The sequence below is a fragment of the Burkholderia sp. PvR073 genome (assembly GCF_054055695.1).
This window is the reverse complement of sequence record NZ_JBSRXO010000002.1, coordinates 736,432-753,376: the sequence shown is the minus strand read 5'-3', so window position 1 is coordinate 753,376 and position 16,945 is coordinate 736,432. Positions and strand designations below refer to the sequence as shown.

The following is a 16,945-nucleotide window of genomic DNA, read 5'->3' as shown; positions in this document are numbered from 1 at the left end:
TCGCTCCCCGCCCGCCGCCTCGTGCGCAAGGAGCGACTCATGACACAACGCAAACCCACGCAAAAGAAACAGCGCGGCTTCATCAACGCCGGCACCGGTCAGCAGAACGAACCGCGCATCATGCGCGCCGCGCAGGAAGCGGCCCGCCCGCTCGAAGAAACCTTCAAGTCGCTGCGCACCAGCACGCGCGGCCTGACCTACGACCAGGCCGCCGATCGTCTTCAGCACCACGGTCCGAACGAAATCGCGCACGACAAGCCGCCGCACTGGACCCGCCAGCTGCTGCACGCGTTCCACAATCCGTTCGTCTATGTGCTGCTGGTGCTGGCCGCGATCAGCTTCTGCACCGACGTCTACTTCGCGGCGCCCGGCGAGCGAGAGTACGTCGGCATGACGATCCTGCTGACGATGGTCACGATCAGCGCGCTGCTGCGCTTCGTGCAGGAATTCCGTTCGCTGCGGGCGGCCGAAAAGCTCAAGGCGATGGTCCGCACGACGGCGACCGTGCAGCGCTCGGTGACCGACACGTCCGAGCCGGCGCGCCGCGAGGTGCCGATGCGCGAAGTGGTGGTCGGCGACATCGTGCATCTGTCGGCCGGCGACATGATTCCCGCCGACGTGCGCCTGCTCGCGTCGCGCGACCTGTTCATCAGCCAGGCCGTGCTGACCGGCGAAGCGCTGCCGGTCGAGAAGTACGACACGCTCGGCGCGGTCGCCGGCAAGTCGGCGAACACGGGCATGGCCGGCACGCCGGGCACGGCGAACGACGCGTCGACGTCGCTGCTCGATCTCGAAAATGTGTGCTTCATGGGCACCAACGTGGTAAGCGGCACCGCGACGGCCGTCGTCGTCGCGACCGGCGAGGACACCTACTTCGGTTCGCTCGCGCGCAACGTCGTGAGCCACAAGCGCATCGAGACGAGCTTCGATCGCGGCGTCGCGAGCGTGAGCTGGCTGCTGATCAAGTTCATGTTCGTGATGGTGCCGATCGTGTTCATGATCAACGGCCTGACCAAGGGCGACTGGCTGAGCGCGCTCACGTTCGCGCTCGCGGTGGCCGTCGGCCTCACGCCCGAGATGCTGCCGATGATCGTCAGCGCGAACCTCGCGCGCGGCGCGATCGCGATGGCGCGCCGCAAGGTCGTCGTGAAGCGGCTGAACTCCGTGCAGAACTTCGGCGCGATGGACGTGCTGTGCACCGACAAGACCGGCACGCTCACGCAGGACAAGATCATCCTCGAACACCATCTCGACCTGTCCGGCCACAAGAACGAGGACATCCTGCGGCTCGGCTGGCTGAACAGCTTCCATCAGAGCGGCCAGAAGAACCTGATCGACATCGCCGTGGTCGCGCGCGCCGACGAGATCGGCGAGCGCGTGAAGCCGCAAGGCTACAAGAAGATCGACGAGCTGCCGTTCGATTTCGTGCGCCGCCGCCTGTCGGTCGTCGTCGAGGACACGCACGGCACGCACCAGCTGATCTGCAAGGGCGCGGTCGAGGAAATGCTCGCGGTGTCGACCCATGTGCAGGACGAGGACGGCGTGCGCCCGCTCGACTTCGTCGCGCGCAAGCGGCTGCTCGAACAGGCGAACGCGTACAACGAGGACGGCTTCCGCGTGCTGGTGCTCGCGACGCGCACGATCCCGCGCGGCGACGAACGCGAGCAGTACCGCACCGCCGACGAGCGTGACCTCGTCGTGCGCGGCTTCCTGACCTTCCTCGATCCGCCGAAGGAATCGGCCGCGCCGGCGCTCGCCGCGCTGCGCGAGAACGGTGTGTCGGTGAAGGTGCTGACGGGCGACAACCCGACCGTCACGATGAAGGTCTGCCGCCAGGTCGGCCTCCAGCCGGGCAAGCCGGTGCTCGGCGCCGAAATCGAGGCGCTCGACGACGCGACGCTCGCGCAGGTCGTCGAACGCACGACGGTGTTCGCGAAGCTCACGCCGCTGCAGAAGGCGCGCATCGTGAAGGCACTGCAGGCGAACGGCCACACGGTCGGCTTCCTCGGCGACGGCATCAACGACGCGCCCGCGCTGCGCGACGCCGACGTCGGCATTTCGGTCGACAGCGGCGCCGACATCGCGAAGGAAACCGCCGACATCATCCTGCTCGAAAAGAGCCTGATGGTGCTCGAGGAAGGCGTGATCAAGGGCCGCGAGACGTTCGGCAACATCCTGAAGTACCTGAACATGACCGCCAGCTCGAACTTCGGCAACGTGTTCTCGGTGCTCGTCGCCAGCGCGTTCCTGCCGTGGGAGCCGATGCTCGCGACCCAGCTGCTGGTGCTGAACCTGATCTACGACACGTCGCAGATGCTGCTGCCGTGGGACCGGATGGATCCGGAGTTCCTGAAGAAGCCGCGCAAGTGGGAAGCCGGCAACATCAGCCGTTTCATGCTGTGGGTCGGCCCGACGTCGTCGGTGTTCGACATCACGACGTACATCCTGATGTGGACCGTGTTCGGCGCGGGCGCGATGTATCACCTGCACGGCGGCACGGGCGGCCAGGTCGTGATGAACTCGGGCTGGTTCATCGAGAGCCTCGTGTCGCAGACGCTCGTCGTGCATCTGCTGCGCACGCAGAAGATCCCGTTCCTGCAGAGCACGGCCGCACTGCCGGTGCTGCTGTCGACGTTCACCGCGATCGCCATCGGCTGCTGGCTGCCGTTCTCGCCGTTCGCGGATTCGCTCGGCTTCATGCACCTGCCGGGTAGCTACTGGCTGTGGCTCGTGGCGACGATGGTCGGCTACATCCTGCTCGCGCAGATCGTCAAGACGATTTATGTGCGTCGCTACAAGCAGTGGTTCTGATTTCCTCCGGACGACGGCGTGCCGGCCCGCTCGGGGCCGGCCGCCGCCGACGCACCAAGGGTAACGTGATGAAAAGAATGCTTCCGCTCGCGGCCGCGAGCGCCCTGCTCGCGCCACTCGACGCCTTTGCCGCCCACCCGCTCGTCAGCGACGACCCGGGCACCCAGGGCAACGCGAACTGGCAGTTCGAGCTCAATGCCGAGGAAACCTCGAAACAGGACGAAAACGGCCGCCACCAGATGTGGAATGCGACGCTCACGCGCGGCTTCGGCGAACGCGTCGACCTCTACGTCAACGCGCCCTACACGCATCTGCAAACGCGTACCGACGAGAATGGTGCCGGGTTCGGCGATGTCGAGATCGGCATGAAGTGGCGGTTTGTCGAACGCGGGCCGCTGTCGCTCGCGCTGAAGCCGATGGCGACGATGCCCACAGGCAACGACCGGCGCGGGCTCGGCACCGGCCGCGTGGGAACCGGCGCGACGCTGCTCGCGCAAATCGACGTGTCGCGGTTCTCGTTTCTCGCGAATGCGGGAATGACGTACCAGCCGAATCGTCAGGGCGACCTGACGGCGATCTGGGCCGTCTCGGGCGCGGCGATCTACAAGGCGACCGACACGCTGCAGATCGTGGCGGACGTCGGCACGTCGCGCAACGCGGAAAGCGGCGCCGGCGCGAATCCGGCGTTCGTGATCGCGGGTGCGATCTATTCGCCCAAGCCCTGGCTCGATCTCGACGTCGGCTACCGGCACGGACTGAACGACCAGACCTACCGTCACTCCGTGATGGGCGGATTGACGGTGCGGTGGTGATGCCGCGGTGATGCGGCCGATGCCGCATGTCGAACCGTCATGCGACGGACCGCCTTCGCGCGGTCCGTTTTTTCATCCGGCGTCGTTCGCGCCGAACAGTTGCGCGCACACGGCGCGCCCCTCTTCGGTCAATGCGGCACTGCCGGTGCCGTCGTCGCTCAGCGTCGTCGCGCTCAGGCCGGCGGCGTCGAGTTGCGTCAGCACGCGACGCAGCGTGCTCATCGGCAATTGCGTGCGCTTCGCGATCTTCGGCAGCGACCAGGTCTTGCCGGACGGATCGGTGGCGGCTTCGTGCAGCGTCGCGAGCGTCGCGACGAGTGCGGGATCGAGTGGAGCGTCGTCGGATTCTGAAGTCATCGAGTCGGATTCGTGAGCCGGCGCCGGGCCGGCATTCAGGAAGGATGCCATCGCGAGCACTATACGCCGCCGTTACGCGCTCTTGATCGCCGCGCGCATGAACGACACGAAACGCGTGGTCACCGGATCGTCGCGGTCGGACAGCCATGCGAGCCCGACGCGCCATTTCGCGTCCCGGCCGTCGAGCGGCAGGACGGTCGCGTCGCGCAGCAGGTACTGCGCGCCCGACGGAATGAATGCGACGCCCACCCCGGCCGCAACCGACGTGAGCACCGATTGCACGTCCTCCGCCTGCTGCGTGACCTGCGGCACGAAGCGCCGCTCGACGCACCATCGGTCGATCTGCGCGGCGAGCCCCGGGCCGCGCGCGCGCTGCAGCGCGATGAAACCGATCTCGTTCAGCACGTCGAGATCGGCCGGCACGCGCTTGAAACCGAGATGCGGCGGCACCGCGAGCGCGAGCGCCTCGTCGATCACCTTGAACGACGACAGCCCTTCATCGGACGGCAGACGCAGGAAGCCGGCGTCGAGCTTGCCGGCGCGCAGCCGGCGTGTTTGCTCGGACGACGACAGATCGCTCAGCGTGACCGCGATACCCGGATTGCGGCGACGGAATTCCGCGACGAGTTTCGGCACGAGCGTCAGCACGGACAGGCAGATGCCGAGCCGCAGATGCCCGCGCTGTCCGCTGGTCGCCTCCCGCGCACGCGCGAGGATCTCGTCGGCATCGCGCACGAGCGCCTGCGCATCGGGCAGGAAGCGTTCGCCGAACGGCGTCAGTTCCGCACCGTGCCGTCCGCGCTCGAACAGCTTGCCGCCGAGGCTCGCCTCGAGCGCGCCGATCTGCTTGCTCAACGCCGGCTGGCTCATGTGCAGCGCGTCGGCCGCGCGGCTGAAATGGCTGAGTTCGGTGACCGTCAGGAAGGTGCGCAGCAGTTTCAATTCCATTCTTTAAAGGAATCGTATCGATCGAAACATTCATTTTACTGATCGAACGCGGTGACGTTCAATACGGACATGCCCCTCCTGGAATTCACTGTCATGTCCGTTGATCATGCGGCCGAGTGCCTGACCGATATCTCGTGCGACACGGTGGTCGCCAACGAAAGCCGTGTCGAGCCCGATGCGCCGGCGCCCGAGCGTCGTGCCGCACGTGTCGACGGACGCAGCCGCCGCTTTCGCTTCGGCGATGCGCTGGACGACGCGCCTCCGCGCGCCGTCACGGGTTCGATCGCGATCAGCTTCGCGGTCGTGTCGCGGCGGAACTGGCCGCGCTGAACCGGCTCCTCGCGCGAATTCCGCCGGACGCGCACCTTCGATCCTCCGCAAAAAAACAGCAGGAATCCGCCCGCATCACGCACCATTGCGTACACATCGATCGTCATCGCCACGCGATCGACCTTATAATTTCCCGCACCCGCTCACCGCCCATGCATTTCGCGCCGCCGCAACGCGCGTGAAAAGGAGACTTTCGCTTGACCGGCCTCATCGCGCGCCTGCCTCGCGCCCGGACCACCCTGATCCTCGCCCTCTCGTTCCTGACACTCGCGTTCGCAACGAACGCGTCCGCGCAGCGCGCGCAGCCGCATCGCACCGCGGCGCCGCATGCGCAGGCGAAAGTCGTCAAGAAGACCCCCGCCCACCGCAAGCACAAGGCCGTCAAGCACCGCCGCCCGCGCGTCAAGCATCACTCGGTCAAGCGTCACGCCGCACCCGCGCCGCAGCACCGGCGCGCGAAACGCACGAACGCGGTTCGCCCGCGTCCCGCCGCGAAGCCGCGTCTGCTCGCGAGCTGCGGCTACAGCCCGCGCGCGGTGCGCTCGCTGCATTCACGCGCGGCCTACGTGCTCGACGTCGATTCCGGCACACCGCTGCTGGCCCGCAACGCAGGCACCGTGCGGCCGATCGCGTCGATCTCGAAGCTGATGACCGCCGTGGTCGCGCGCGACGCGGACCGGCCGCTGAACGGCGTGCTGCGCGTCACCTCACGCGACCGCGACACGATCAAGTTCACCGGTTCGCGGCTGCCGATTGGCGCCGAACTGTCGCGCCGCCAGATGTTCCATATCGCGCTGATGTCGTCGGAAAATCGTGCGGCTGCCGCGCTGAGCCGCGACTATCCGGGCGGCCGTGCCGCGTTCGTGAAGGCGATGAACCACGAGGCGCGCCGGCTCGGGATGCGCCATACGCATTTCCGCGAACCGACCGGGTTGTCACCGCACAACGTGTCCACCGCCGAGGATCTCGCGCGGCTCGTCGGCGCGGCCGCGCAGGATCCGCTGATACGCTACTTCTCGACGGACACGTCGACCACCGTGCAGGCCGGCGACGGCGAACTGCTGTACGTGAACTCCGATCCGCTCGTCCGCAACGGCAGCCTGCCGATCCGGCTGCAGAAAACCGGCTTCATCAACGAATCGGGGCACGGCGTCGTGATGCGCATGCGCGTGAAGGGCCGCCGCGAAACGATCGTGCTGCTCGGCGCACCGACGCGCGCCGGCGTGTCGAGCGATGCGGTGAAGATCCATCGCTGGCTGAGCTGCTCGATCCAGTAAGCACGACGCGCGCGGCCGGCGCGTCCCCTCACGAAGGAGCGGTGCCATGCAGGACGAATACCGTTTCAATGCATTCGGGCGCCTGCTCGCCGTCGTGCGCTCGAATGGCCGCTGGACCGTGTTCGATCTCGGCGCCGAAGGCAAGCGGCGGCCGGCCAATCTGCAGATTCCGTCCGCGCTCGCCGCGGACGAACTCGCGCAATATCTCGGCGACCTGCTGCACGAGAATGCGTCGCCGAAGTACCACGACGTCGTGCCCGTTCCGGTTCCATCGCCGCGCCGCGCGTAGTACCAGGCCGCACCGCTCACCTGCTCATTCCACCGACTGGCCGCTGCCGCGCCAACGTCCGCCATTCCCCCCGCCCGATCGCGCCCACGCACCGCGCATTCCGAACCCCCACTCAATTCGACAGTTAAACTTGCAAGTTTAACTGTCGTGTTCTATGCTCCATCGCATGACACCACCACGTACACCCGGCGTTTCCGCCGACACCGTCGCCACCGACCTGACCCTCGCGGTCGGCCAGTTGATCCGCCGGCTGCGCTCCGAGATCGACTCCGAAGGGCTCGGCATGTCGCAGACGAGCGCGCTCGCGCGGCTCGAACGACAGGGCCCGATGACGACCGCCGACCTCGCCCGCGCGGAGGCGATGAAGCCGCAGTCGATGAAGGCGATTCTCGCGAGCCTCGAGGAAGACGGGCTCGTCGAACGCGAGCCGCACCCGACCGACGGCCGCCAGATCCTGTTCCTGCTGACCGCGGCCGGCCGCGAAGCACGGCGCAAGCGCGACACCGCGAAGCACAAGTGGCTCGGCGCCGCGATCGAGAAGCTCGACCCTGAAGAGATCCGCACGCTCGCCGCCGCGATTCCGCTGATCCGGCGCATCGGCGAGCAATGACCGTCGCCTGCGTGCGGCGCGGCATCCGCGCGCACGCTTCCCTTTGCCCAATTCACGGAGCATCAGCACCATGAGCACAACCCGTCTCGACACGAACACGGCGCTCGTCGTCATCGACCTGCAAAAAGGCATCGTCGCGCTGCCCACGTCCCACCCGGTCGCCCCGGTGATCGAGCGCACGCGCGAACTGCTCGACGCATTCCGCGCGCGCGGGCTGCCGGTCGTACTCGTCAACGTCGCCGGCGGCGCGCCAGGCCGCACGCAGCAGCAGGCGCGTCTGGATGCCGTTCCTGCCGACTGGGCCGACCTCGTACCCGAACTGAACCGCCAGCCGGCCGACCACGTCGTGACGAAGAAGACCTGGGGCGCGTTCACCGCCACCGGTCTCGACGCGTACCTGAAAGCAGCCGGCGTCACGCAGATCGTGCTGGCCGGCGTCGCGACCAGCATCGGCGTCGAATCGACGGCACGCCAGGCGCACGAACTCGGCTACAACGTGACGCTGGCGGTCGACGCGATGACAGACCTCAACGCGGACGCGCACACGAACAGCGTCGAACGGGTGTTCCCGCGTCTCGGCGAGACCGGTTCGACGCAAGAGATCCTCGCGCTGCTCGACCGGCGCGGCGCATGAACGACACGCGCGCTCGGCCGGCGCCGGGTCATGCGGCCGCCCGGCTCGATTCGTCGATCTGGAAAGTCAGCGCGGTCGCGACGCTCGGCGGGCTGCTGTCGCAGCTCGACGCGACGATCGTCAACGTATCGCTGTCGAGCCTCGCGACCGACCTGCACGCGAGCCTGTCGACGATCCAGTGGGTGACGAGCGGCTACCTGCTCGCGCTCACGCTGGTGTTACCGCTGAACGGCTGGCTGGTCGACCGCATCGGTGCGAAAGCGCTGTACCTGTGGTGTTTCTCCGCGTTCACGCTGACGTCTGCGCTGTGCGGGCTCGCGTGGTCCGCGCCGTCGCTGATCGCGTTCCGCGTGCTGCAAGGCGTCAGCGGCGGGCTGCTCGCGCCGATGGCGCAGATGATGATCGCGCGCGTGGCCGGCCAGCAGATGGCACGCGTGATCGGTTATGCGGCGGTGCCCGTGCTGATCGCACCGATCCTCGGCCCGGTCGTCGCCGGTGCGATCCTGCAGCACGCGTCGTGGCGCTGGCTCTTTCTCGTGAACCTGCCGGTCGGCGCGCTCGCGCTTGCGCTGGCCGCGTGGTTCCTGCCCGGCGACAGCGACGAAACGCAGCGGCGCGAGCTCGACTGGGTCGGTCTCGCGCTGCTGTCGCCGGCGCTCGTGCTGTTCCTGTATGGCGCGGAGCGGATCGACGCCGTGCCGGGTATCGCCGCAATCGCGGGTTCGGTGCTGCTGCTCGCGGCATTCCTGCGCGTCGAGCGACGCAAAGGCGAGCGTGCGCTGATCGATGTCGCGCTGTTTCGCGCGCGCGTGTTCGGCGCGGCCGCCGCCACGCAGTTCCTGTCGAACGGCGCGATCTACGCGGGCCAGATGCTGATTCCGGTGTTCCTGATCCAGGCGTGCGGCCGCTCGCCCGGCGAGATGGGCTGGCTGCTGGCCCCGCTCGGGCTCGGCATGCTCGTCACGTATCCGTTGATGGGCACGCTGACGACCCGGTTCGGCGTGCGCCGGCTGGCCGCCGCCGGCGCGATGCTCGCACTCGTCGCGACGCTGCCGATCGTGTATCTCGCGCTGGCCGGCTACGATCCCTACGTGCTGGTGCCCGCGCTGTTCCTGCGCGGGATGGGCCAGAGCGCGATCGGCATCCCGTCGATGTCCGCCGCATATGCGTCGGTCGAACGGCGCAACCTGCCGATGGCGACGACGTCGCTCAATATTGTTCAGCGCCTGGGCGGCCCGACGTTCACGACGCTCTGCACGCTGTTTCTCGCATGGCGGCTGCAGGCCGAATCCGTGTCGACGGGCGGCACGCACGGCGTCGCCTACGCGTGGGCGTTCGGCCTGCTTTGCGCGCTGCACGCGGCGAGCTTCGTGACGACGCTGCGGCTGCCGCGATGGTCGAGCGGCGCGGGCGCACGGCCGACGGGGGCGCGCGAACCGGTTCGCGCTGAATGACGGGGCCTGCCGCTACATGACACGCGGCACTTGCTGTGCCGGCGTCACGCCTGCTGTTTCCAGCGCCCGATGCAGCGTCGGGAAGATGGACGACGAGCCGACAATCTCCGTGATCCGGTGGCGCGCCATGTCCGCATGCAGGTAACGGTTCACGCGCCCGAACAGCACGCCGATCCGGCGCGCGTGCAGCGCGTTGACGAGCTCAGCGAAGCCAAATTGGAATTCTCGCTGCTATCCAGTCGACCGTAGTGGGTGGCATCGAAATCGATCGCATGCCGTCGTACTGATCCGACGCATCGAAGTAGAACAATTTTCCATCGTGAATCTCGATAGGCTCGTAGCCCGGTCGCCCGCCCCAGAACACGAAAAACAGCCGGGTTGCCAGCGTCGATCCGTGTGCATCGGCCACGACGATTTTGACTTGCTCATTTTGATCGGCGAAAAGGCCGTTGCCGTGGCCGCCGCTTCCGCAGATGCTCACGATGTAGGTTGTGCCGCCGACCTGTTTAATACCGCCATTCAGTTTGGTGTTGTAGTCGTAGCGCTGACAATCGGTGTCGTCAGTCGTGATCCCGCGAACGCTGACGAGGTAGAAGAATCCCAAAAATCCGAGCATGACGATCGCCAGGCCTATGCGCTTCGCCCGACTCAAATGGCCCGAATTTCTAGCAAGCCGGTAGATGGGGAGGACCAAGGCGATCGACGTGATCGCGAAGATCGTGGGCTTCGCATTCTTGAATGAGAAAAGCGTGATCTCGCTCCTCACGTTGGCCGGCAAGAACATCGAGGCGATTGCGACAACCAGGCATACGGCAACCACGGCCAAAGTCACTTTGAGGATGGCAATGATTGCTCTCATTGCTTGGCCTGCGAGATGCCCGCGAACACGTCGCGGATGGCCGACGCGCGGCGAATCGGCAGAATGACCTTCGGTAGCCGCGCGCGTGACGGCTGGCTTTCGTTGGAATCTTGCATGCGTGAAATGCGTGGATGACCTGATCGACGTGGAAACGGGAGGCGCGAAGTCGTTCGCGCATCGTGCCCCGCGCGGGCATCGCGTGGCAAGTGCACAGTGTGTTGCGCGGCGTGAACCCCTGCGAAAACCACACAACGGTGAGGATGTCCGGGCGCCCCACAGCATGCATTCGCGCCATCCGCCCGGAACCCGATGGCACAATCACGGTCCCTTTCATGTGCCCTTCATCGGGCGCGCGCCGCATCGCGGCGCAGATTCAACGCACGAGAAGCATCCCGCCTGCCCTTATGACCCTGAACGAATCCTGGTTTGCGCCGCTCGTCGGCCTCCTCATCCTGCTCGCCGCCGCCGGCGCGATCACGGCCGCCGTCCATTTCCTGCTGTTCCGCGTGGTTGCGCGCATCGCGCGGCTGTCGGCCACGCGCATCGACGACGCGCTGTTCGAGTTCGGCGCATTCAAGTGGCTGAACCGCATCGTGCCGTTCGTCGTGATCAAGCTGGGGCTCGTGGCAGTGCCCGGGATTCCGGCCGTGGCCGCGCAGGCCGCCGACAAGGTGCTGTTCGCGCTGATCGTGTTGCTGGTGTCGATGACGATCAGCGCGACGCTGTCCGCGCTCGAACGCACGCATCGCACGAGCCATCGCGACCAGCCGCGCCTGTCGCTGAAAGGCGCGATGCAGCTCGTCAAGCTCGTGATGTTCATCACGGCCGCGCTCGTCGTGATCGGCGACGCGACCGGCAAGCAGATCGGCCTGCTGCTGTCGGGCATCGGCGCGATGTCGGCGGTGCTGATGCTGATCTTCAAGGACACGCTGCTCGGCCTCGTCGCCGGCGTGCAGCTGTCGTCGAACGACATGCTGCGGATCGGCGACTGGATCACGATGCCGTCGGCCGGCGCGGACGGCACCGTCATCGACATCACGCTGAATACGGTGAAGGTCGCGAACTTCGATCACACGATCATCACGGTGCCGACGTGGAAGCTGATCACCGAGAGCTACCAGAACTGGCGCGGGATGACCGAAGCCGGCGGACGCCGCATCAAGCGTGCGCTGTTCATCGACGCGACGAGCGTACGCTTTCTCGACAACGACGAGATCGAGCGGCTCGAACGCCTGACGCTGCTGAAGGACTACCTGGAAGACAAGGTCGACGCGATCGCGCAATGGAACGGCACGCTCGGCACGGCAGGCGAATGCCCGGCGAACCGCCGCCAGCTGACGAATCTCGGCACGTTCCGCGCGTACGTCGCGAACTACCTGAAGGGCCATCCGCGAATCCGCCGCGACATGACGTGCATGGCGCGCCAGCTGCCGCTGACCGCCGAAGGCATTCCGCTCGAACTGTACTGCTTCACCGACACGACGAGCTGGGTCGACTACGAGACGATCCAGGCCGACCTGTTCGATCACCTGATCGCGGTGCTGCCGGAATTCGGGCTGCGCGTGTACCAGCACCCGTCGGGCTTCGACATGCGCCGGATGGCCGGCGCGGCGCAAGGCGAACTGCAGACGCCGCCCGCGCGGTAACGCTTGCCGCGGCGGCCCGCAACGGGCCGCCGCTCGCGATCCCGCAGCGCGCCTCACCGCGCGCCGCTCACAGCCCCGCGCACTCCGACGCGAGCCGCCCCAGCACTTTCAGCGCGTCCTCGATCTGCCGCGACCACGGATAGCTGTAGTTGAGCCGGATGAAATTCCGGTAATCGGCGCTCGCCGAGAACATATGGCCGGGCCCGACCGTGATGCCCTGCGCGAGCGCGAGCGCATACAGCTTCATCGCGTCGACCTGCGGCGGCAACTCGACCCACAGCACGTACCCACCCTGCGGCTGCGACAGCCGCGTGCCCGCCGGGAAGAAACGCCGCACCATCGCGCTCATCAGGCTCGCCTGCTGCGCATACTGCTTGCGCATCCGCCGCAGGTGGAAATCGTAGCCGTCGTGCTTCAGGTATTCGGCGATCGCAAGCTGCTCGATCGCGGGCGTCGCGAGCGTGTTCAGGAATTTCAGCTTCTCGACCTGGTCGCGGTAGCGGCCCGGCATCGCCCAGCCGATCCGGTAGCGCGGCGACAGGCTCTTCGTGAACGACGCGCAATGCAGCACGAGCCCGTCGCGGTCGTACGACTTCAGCGCGCTCGGCGTCGTGTCGCCGAAATGCAGTTCGTGGTAGACGTCGCTCTCGATCGCGGGCACGCCGTGCTTCGCGAGCAGCTCGACGAGCGCGCGCTTGCGCGCATCGGGCATCTGAAAGCCGAGCGGATTCTGGAAATTCGGCATCACCATGCACGCGGCGATGCGCTCGCGCTCGAGGATCCGTTCGAGCGCGTCGAGATCGATGCCGTCGCCCGGATGCGTCGCCACCTCCAGCGCGCGCATGCCCATCCGCTCGATCGCGTGCAGCATCGCGTAGAACGTCGGCGACTCGACGGCGATCGTGTCACCCGGCCGCGCGACGGCCTGCAGGCACAGGTTGATCGCCTCGGTCGCGCCGATCGTCATCACGATCTCGCCGGGTTCGACCGCGATCCCGCGCTCCGCGTAGCGCCGCGCGATCTGGCGGATCAGTTCCTGGTTGCCGGGCGGCAGGTCGTCGATCACGCCCCAGCGCGTACGGCGCCGCCCGATCGCCTGCGCGTAGCGCGCAAGACGCTGCACCGGGAACTGCGACGCGTCGGGATACGGCGAACCGAGCGGCACCGCATCGTCACGCGCGATCGAGCGCAGCGTCGACAGCACGAGCCGGCTCACGTCCACCGCCGACGGCTCGGCCGCCGGCGCCGACGTGTGCAGCTCGGCCTCGGCCGGCTCCGTGATCCGCGCCCGCACGAAATAACCCGACTGCGGCCGGCTCTCGATCAGGCCGCGGCTCTCCAGCACGAGATACGCGCGCAGCACGGTCGTCACGCTGAGCTGCTGCTGCCGGCTCGCCTGCCGCACCGACGGAATCCGCTCGCCCGACCGGTAGACGCCGCGCTCGATCTGCGCCTGCAGATCGTCGGCCAGTTGTTCGTAACGCTTCACGCGCCTCCCTTTCAACTTCCCTTCAACAACACAGTTGCGATCCACACTGCCCGAATGGCCGCAACTGTACTCTTTTTTGAAGATGAGAGGTGTACACACAGCAGCCCGGGCGCCGCGCGTACTCTCACTGCATCGACCCTGAACACCCGCATCATGAAAAAGAAATCCGCCGCTCCGCGCATCGAACCGTATCACCACCCGGCCGCCGGCTGGGGCGCGCTGAAAGCCGTCGCGATCAACCTGATCAAGGAAAAGGTCACGGGCGGCAACTACCGCACGCTGCTGCGCCAGAATCAGCCGGACGGCTTCGACTGCCCGGGCTGCGCGTGGCCCGACCGCCAGCATGCGTCGACGTTCGAATTCTGCGAAAACGGCGTGAAGGCCGTGGCCGCCGAAGCGACGAGCAAGCGCGTGACGCCCGAATTCTTCGCCGCGCACACGGTCACCGAACTGCTGGAACAGACGGATTTCGAGCTCGAACAGCACGGCCGCCTGACCGACCCGATGGTGTACGACGCCCGCACCGATCGCTACGTGCCGATCGCGTGGGACGACGCGTTCGAGCTGATCGCGCGCCACCTGCGTGCGCTGCCGGACCCGAACCAGGCCGCGTTCTACACGTCGGGCCGCGCGAGCAACGAGGCGGCGTTCCTGTATCAACTGCTGGTGCGGCGGTACGGCACGAACAACTTCCCCGACTGCTCGAACATGTGCCACGAGGCGACGAGCCGCGGGCTGCCGGCTTCGGTCGGCGTCGGTAAGGGTACCGTCACGCTCGACGATTTCGAGCACGCAGACATGCTGCTGATCTTCGGCCAGAACCCGGCGACCAACCATCCGCGGATGATGGGCGAGCTGCGCGAATGCGCGAAGCGCGGCGCGACGATCGTGTCGATCAACCCGCTGAAGGAACGCGGGCTCGAGCGCTTCGCCGATCCGCAGAGCCCGCTCGAGATGCTGACGATGTCCGGCACCGCGATCGCGTCGACGTTCATCCAGCCGACGATCGGCGGCGATTTCGCGCTGATCAAGGGGATGGCCAAGCGCGTGCTCGAACTCGACGACGCCGCGCGCGCCGCCGGCGCGCCGCGCGTGCTCGACACCGCGTTCATCGACGAACACACGGCCGGCTTCGACGCGTTCGCCGACGATCTGCGCCGCGAAAGCTGGCCGGCGCTGACGGCCGAAAGCGGTGTGTCGTACGACCAGATCGACGCCCTCGCGCAGCGCTATGCACGCAGCGAGCGCGTGATCGCGACGTGGGGGATGGGCATCACGCAGCACAAGCATTCGGTCGCGACCGTGCACATGCTGACGAACCTGATGCTGATGCGCGGCAACATCGGCCGCCCCGGCACCGGCCTGTGTCCGGTCCGCGGACACTCGAACGTGCAGGGCAACCGCACGGTCGGCATCGAGGAAAAGCCGTCGCAGGCGTTCCTCGACCGGCTCGGCCACGTGTTCGACTTCGAGCCGCCGCGCCATCACGGTTACGACGTCGTCGAGACGATCGAAGGCATGCTCGAAGGCCGCGTGAAGGTGCTGATCGGCCTCGGCGGCAACTTCGCGATGGCGACGCCCGACACGCCGCGCACGTGGGAAGGCCTGCGCCGCTGCGCGCTCTCCGTGCACATCACGACGAAGCTGAACCGCAGCCACCTGATCCACGGCCGCGACGCGCTGATCCTGCCGACGCTCGGCCGCACCGAGATCGACCTGCAGGACAACGTGCCGCAAGGCGTGACGGTCGAGGACTCGATGAGCATGGTCCACGTGTCGTACGGGATGAACAAGCCGGCTTCCGCGAACCTGATGTCGGAGCCGGCGATCGTCGCGCACATGGGCCACGCGCTGTTCGGCAACGGCAAGATCGACTGGCTCGCATACAAGGACGACTACGCGAAGATCCGCGACGCGATCGAGGCGACCCTCGACGGCTTCTACGACTACAACGCGCGCATCGCGCGGCCCGGCGGCTTCCACCTGCGCGTCGCGTCACGCGATCGCGAATGGCTGACGCCGACGGGCAAGGCGAACTTCATCGCGCACGCGCTGCCGACCGACACGCCGATCCAGCGCGCCCGCGCGCTGCACGGCGAGCGCCTGATGACGCTGATGACGACACGCTCGCATGACCAGTACAACACGACCGTCTACGGGCTCGACGACCGCTATCGCGGCGTGTTCGGCCAGCGCCGCGTGGTGTTCGTCAACCGCGACGATCTCGCGATGCTCGGCCTGAAGGCCGGCGACTGGGTCGACATGGAAACCGTGTGGCACGACGGCATCGAGCGGCGCGCCAACGGCTTCCTGCTCGTCGAATACGACATCCCGCGCGGCTGCATCGGCGCGTACTACCCGGAAACGAACCCGCTGGTGCCGCTCGACAGCGTGGGCGACGTGTGCAACACGCCGACGTCGAAGTCGGTGCCGGTCCTGCTGCATCGCGCGGCCGCGCCGGCGTCGGCTGCCGCCTGACGGAGCGCCGCGATGATCGTTCGGCCGCGCGAGCACTGGCTGCGGATGCTGCTCGTCTGGAACGGATCGGTGCTGCCGACCATCCTGCCGCAGCTCGTGCTGACGCTCGCGATCAGCCTCGTCGCGGTGTGGGGCGGCGGCCGCGTGCTCGGCGAGAAGGTGCCGCTGAACCCGACGCCGTTCACGCTGATCGGCCTCACGCTCGCGATCTTCGCGGGGTTTCGCAACAACGCGAGCTACGAGCGCTACCGCGAGGGCCGGCAACTGTGGGGCGGCGTGCTGACCGCCACGCGCACGCTGGTGTCGCAAGCACTCTGCTACGGCGCGATCGACGACGATGACGCCGCGCGGCAGGCGTTCGTGCGCAAGGTCATCGCGTTCGTCCATGCGCTGAAGCATCAGCTGCGCGGCACCGATCCGGCGGCGGACCTGCGCACGCTGCTCGACGACGGGACCCATACGCGCATTGTCGCCGCCCGGTATGCGCCGATCGCGATCGTTCATGAACTGCGCGAAGCATTCGCCGCGCGCGCCGACGCCGGGCATCTCGCCGATACGCGGCTCTGGATGCTCGACGCGCGCCTCGACGATCTCGTGTCGATGGTGAGCGGCTGCGAGCGCATCGCATCGACGCCGATCCCGTTCTCGTACGACGTGCTGCTGCACCGGACCATCTACGCATACTGCGTGCTGCTGCCGTTCGGCCTGGTCGACTCGATCGGCGCGGCGACGCCGTTCGTCACCGTGTTCGTCGCGTATACGCTGATCGCGCTCGACGCGATCGCCCATGCGATCGCCGAGCCGTTCGGCGACGGGCCGAACCACCTCGCGCTCGATGCGATGACGCGGATGATCGAGCGCACGCTGCTCGAACTGAACCACGAGCCGCTGCCGGCGGAAGTGACGCCCGGTCCGGCGTATCGGCTCACCTGACGGGCCGGGCACCTTCGA

Annotated in this window: 15 protein-coding genes and 1 pseudogene; 11 read left to right on the top strand and 5 right to left on the bottom strand. The window is 67.2% G+C overall.

Annotated elements, in window-relative coordinates; translation table 11 throughout:
- The first annotated feature begins 39 nt into the window (after window positions 1–39).
- Entirely contained in the window at window positions 40–2,811 is a 2,772-nt protein-coding gene (gene mgtA / locus ACVK00_RS10580) for a magnesium-translocating P-type ATPase (RefSeq protein WP_284889199.1), read from the top strand.
- 68 nt (window positions 2,812–2,879) lie between these two features.
- Complete coding sequence (locus tag ACVK00_RS10575; RefSeq protein ID WP_284889196.1) at window positions 2,880–3,623, top strand: transporter; 744 nt, start codon at window positions 2,880–2,882, stop codon at window positions 3,621–3,623.
- A gap of 72 nt (window positions 3,624–3,695) precedes the next feature.
- Here the strand turns inward: ACVK00_RS10575 and ACVK00_RS10570 are convergent, their stop codons facing one another.
- Both ACVK00_RS10570 and ACVK00_RS10565 read right to left on the bottom strand, forming a co-directional pair.
- A complete protein-coding gene (locus ACVK00_RS10570; protein WP_166724982.1) occupies window positions 3,696–3,980 on the bottom strand; it encodes a transcriptional regulator in 285 nt (94 codons plus the stop codon).
- A gap of 72 nt (window positions 3,981–4,052) precedes the next feature.
- Window positions 4,053–4,928 (bottom strand): LysR family transcriptional regulator, encoded by an 876-nt coding sequence (locus tag ACVK00_RS10565; protein WP_228907892.1) that lies wholly within the window; start codon window positions 4,926–4,928, stop codon window positions 4,053–4,055.
- A 93-nt stretch (window positions 4,929–5,021) separates the two neighbouring features.
- On the opposite strand from ACVK00_RS10565, the gene ACVK00_RS10560 reads away from it, so the two are divergent.
- The 6 genes from ACVK00_RS10560 (at window position 5,022) to ACVK00_RS10535 (ending at window position 9,522) form a co-directional block, all read left to right on the top strand.
- Window positions 5,022–5,258 (top strand): hypothetical protein, encoded by a 237-nt coding sequence (locus tag ACVK00_RS10560; protein WP_284889193.1) that lies wholly within the window; start codon window positions 5,022–5,024, stop codon window positions 5,256–5,258.
- A 197-nt stretch (window positions 5,259–5,455) separates the two neighbouring features.
- Window positions 5,456–6,535: a serine hydrolase gene (locus ACVK00_RS10555; protein WP_354123293.1), complete on the top strand. Its 1,080-nt coding sequence runs from the start codon at window positions 5,456–5,458 to the stop codon at window positions 6,533–6,535.
- Window positions 6,536–6,581: 46 nt separating this feature from the next.
- Complete coding sequence (locus ACVK00_RS10550) at window positions 6,582–6,824, top strand: DUF7661 family protein (protein ID WP_228907895.1); 243 nt, start codon at window positions 6,582–6,584, stop codon at window positions 6,822–6,824.
- Between the two features lie 154 nt (window positions 6,825–6,978).
- Window positions 6,979–7,434 (top strand): MarR family winged helix-turn-helix transcriptional regulator, encoded by a 456-nt coding sequence (locus ACVK00_RS10545; protein WP_228907896.1) that lies wholly within the window; start codon window positions 6,979–6,981, stop codon window positions 7,432–7,434.
- A gap of 70 nt (window positions 7,435–7,504) precedes the next feature.
- Window positions 7,505–8,068 carry a cysteine hydrolase gene (locus tag ACVK00_RS10540; protein WP_284889187.1) on the top strand — a complete coding sequence of 188 codons (564 nt, stop codon included), beginning with the start codon at window positions 7,505–7,507 and terminating at the stop codon, window positions 8,066–8,068.
- Complete coding sequence (locus ACVK00_RS10535) at window positions 8,065–9,522, top strand: DHA2 family efflux MFS transporter permease subunit (protein ID WP_354123292.1); 1,458 nt, start codon at window positions 8,065–8,067, stop codon at window positions 9,520–9,522. Before ACVK00_RS10540 ends, ACVK00_RS10535 begins: the two co-directional genes overlap by 4 nt.
- A gap of 12 nt (window positions 9,523–9,534) precedes the next feature.
- Here the strand turns inward: ACVK00_RS10535 and ACVK00_RS10530 are convergent.
- Both ACVK00_RS10530 and ACVK00_RS10525 read right to left on the bottom strand, forming a co-directional pair.
- A pseudogene (locus ACVK00_RS10530) lies at window positions 9,535–9,726 on the bottom strand (SulP family inorganic anion transporter); the annotation flags it as partial.
- Window positions 9,725–10,381, bottom strand: a complete 657-nt coding sequence (locus ACVK00_RS10525) for a hypothetical protein (RefSeq protein ID WP_284889184.1) — start codon at window positions 10,379–10,381, stop codon at window positions 9,725–9,727. The pseudogene ACVK00_RS10530 and the gene ACVK00_RS10525, both read right to left, overlap by 2 nt.
- A 404-nt stretch (window positions 10,382–10,785) precedes the next feature.
- On the opposite strand from ACVK00_RS10525, the gene ACVK00_RS10520 reads away from it, so the two are divergent.
- Window positions 10,786–12,027, top strand: a complete 1,242-nt coding sequence (locus ACVK00_RS10520) for a mechanosensitive ion channel family protein (RefSeq protein ID WP_354123291.1) — start codon at window positions 10,786–10,788, stop codon at window positions 12,025–12,027.
- A gap of 67 nt (window positions 12,028–12,094) precedes the next feature.
- Here the strand turns inward: ACVK00_RS10520 and ACVK00_RS10515 are convergent, their stop codons facing one another.
- The gene (locus ACVK00_RS10515) at window positions 12,095–13,516 is read right to left on the bottom strand and encodes an aminotransferase-like domain-containing protein (protein ID WP_284891256.1); all 1,422 of its coding nucleotides are present in this window, start codon (window positions 13,514–13,516) and stop codon (window positions 12,095–12,097) included.
- A gap of 153 nt (window positions 13,517–13,669) precedes the next feature.
- Between ACVK00_RS10515 and ACVK00_RS10510 the strand changes: the two genes are divergently transcribed.
- Window positions 13,670–15,994: an FdhF/YdeP family oxidoreductase gene (locus ACVK00_RS10510; protein WP_284891257.1), complete on the top strand. Its 2,325-nt coding sequence runs from the start codon at window positions 13,670–13,672 to the stop codon at window positions 15,992–15,994.
- 12 nt (window positions 15,995–16,006) lie between these two features.
- Complete coding sequence (locus tag ACVK00_RS10505) at window positions 16,007–16,927, top strand: bestrophin family protein (RefSeq protein ID WP_284891258.1); 921 nt, start codon at window positions 16,007–16,009, stop codon at window positions 16,925–16,927.
- Window positions 16,928–16,945: the final 18 nt, after the last annotated feature.

Excerpts from the sequence above, each read along its gene's own strand:
- ACVK00_RS10560 (WP_284889193.1), top strand. The coding sequence starts at position 5,022 with ATGTCCGTTGATCATGCGGCCGAGTGCCTGACCGATATCTCGTGCGAC.
- ACVK00_RS10505 (WP_284891258.1), top strand. The coding sequence starts at position 16,007 with ATGATCGTTCGGCCGCGCGAGCACTGGCTGCGGATGCTGCTCGTCTGG.
- ACVK00_RS10575 (WP_284889196.1), top strand. The coding sequence starts at position 2,880 with ATGAAAAGAATGCTTCCGCTCGCGGCCGCGAGCGCCCTGCTCGCGCCA.
- ACVK00_RS10550 (WP_228907895.1), top strand. The coding sequence starts at position 6,582 with ATGCAGGACGAATACCGTTTCAATGCATTCGGGCGCCTGCTCGCCGTC.
- ACVK00_RS10520 (WP_354123291.1), top strand. The coding sequence starts at position 10,786 with ATGACCCTGAACGAATCCTGGTTTGCGCCGCTCGTCGGCCTCCTCATC.
- ACVK00_RS10535 (WP_354123292.1), top strand. The coding sequence starts at position 8,065 with ATGAACGACACGCGCGCTCGGCCGGCGCCGGGTCATGCGGCCGCCCGG.
- ACVK00_RS10565 (WP_228907892.1), bottom strand. The coding sequence starts at position 4,928 with ATGGAATTGAAACTGCTGCGCACCTTCCTGACGGTCACCGAACTCAGC.
- ACVK00_RS10510 (WP_284891257.1), top strand. The coding sequence starts at position 13,670 with ATGAAAAAGAAATCCGCCGCTCCGCGCATCGAACCGTATCACCACCCG.
- mgtA (WP_284889199.1), top strand. The coding sequence starts at position 40 with ATGACACAACGCAAACCCACGCAAAAGAAACAGCGCGGCTTCATCAAC.
- ACVK00_RS10570 (WP_166724982.1), bottom strand. The coding sequence starts at position 3,980 with ATGACTTCAGAATCCGACGACGCTCCACTCGATCCCGCACTCGTCGCG.
- ACVK00_RS10545 (WP_228907896.1), top strand. The coding sequence starts at position 6,979 with ATGCTCCATCGCATGACACCACCACGTACACCCGGCGTTTCCGCCGAC.
- ACVK00_RS10525 (WP_284889184.1), bottom strand. The coding sequence starts at position 10,381 with ATGAGAGCAATCATTGCCATCCTCAAAGTGACTTTGGCCGTGGTTGCC.
- ACVK00_RS10540 (WP_284889187.1), top strand. The coding sequence starts at position 7,505 with ATGAGCACAACCCGTCTCGACACGAACACGGCGCTCGTCGTCATCGAC.